The organism is Polynucleobacter sp. UK-Gri1-W3, assembly GCF_018881595.1.
Classification (GTDB): Bacteria; Pseudomonadota; Gammaproteobacteria; order Burkholderiales; family Burkholderiaceae; genus Polynucleobacter.
In genome coordinates this window covers 1-993 of sequence record NZ_JACVQA010000022.1, presented here as the reverse complement: position 1 = coordinate 993, position 993 = coordinate 1, and the positions used below count along the sequence as shown (strand labels likewise).

1 protein-coding gene is annotated in these 993 nt (G+C 37.9%); it reads right to left on the bottom strand.

Features of this window, described 5'->3' with window-relative positions; translation table 11 throughout:
* Positions 1 to 669 precede the first annotated feature (669 nt).
* Positions 670 to 993 (bottom strand): hypothetical protein (locus tag ICN36_RS11970; RefSeq protein ID WP_216228573.1); only part of this gene is annotated, 324 nt, incomplete at its 5' end.

Genomic DNA, 993 nt, shown 5'->3' with positions numbered 1-993 from the left:
GATCTTGGCCAGTAATGAATCGTTTCATCTTCATGAACATCCGTTAATTAGTGATACTGAATTAACGTTTGAGGGTGCTTAGGTGTTTACAAAAACAGGGAGATTATTGGGGGTTTTTACACAGCCTCGGTCGAATTCTGCCTGCCGATTTGAAGCATCTGAATGACTGTTAAGAAATTAAGAACAGTCATTTCAACTTATGAGACAAGATTCTTTAGCTCTGCATTTGAATATCGCATCCGTCACGCCAGGGAAGGCGGTGATAAATTTTTTCTAAAATGCCAATCAATCTCTTCATTAGTAATAAGTCCATCGGCCGCATGAATTTTGGGTCCAAAATTTCTTACTGAGATTTTTTAGGTTAATACCAAGGCAATTGACACCCCCAATTCAGTTATATGCGAATTCAAATATAATTCTTGTAGGGGTTCACTTTTTCAGAAAGTTATTTCAATTTGTTAGAAGTGTTCAACTATTAGTTTTATAGACAGACATTACGCACGTCGGCTTCGCCGCCTTGGAAATCTCCCGTAAAGCGTCAACATCAACAGCTAAAAGCTTCTCCTGTCGTAATACAGCGTAGTACGTCCGATAAAGTTTTCTTCAATTTCGTAATACATTCGTAATACGACTATTTATTCTTCAATTAAATCAATGGCCTAGTATGTGTTACTTCGTATTACGCAAAAGCTGAAAAATGTAAGTTTTATCTCTCAAATCGCACATATTGCGCAGCCTTACATATTGATTGGTAGGCAACACATTTATCAACTTTAAGGAGCAAGTAATAGCGAAAACAAATATGAGTATTCGAATGGACGACTGGATTACCAAAGAATTAAGCGAGCTATCTAAAGTGCGAGGGTAATCCCCCCACCCCTTAACCTGACTTAAAAGTAGAATTTCTAAGTTGTTTGATTTAAAGGAAATTCTATGAAAACCTCCCGCTTTACCGATAGCCAAATCATGGACATCCTCAAGCAAGCCGAGGCT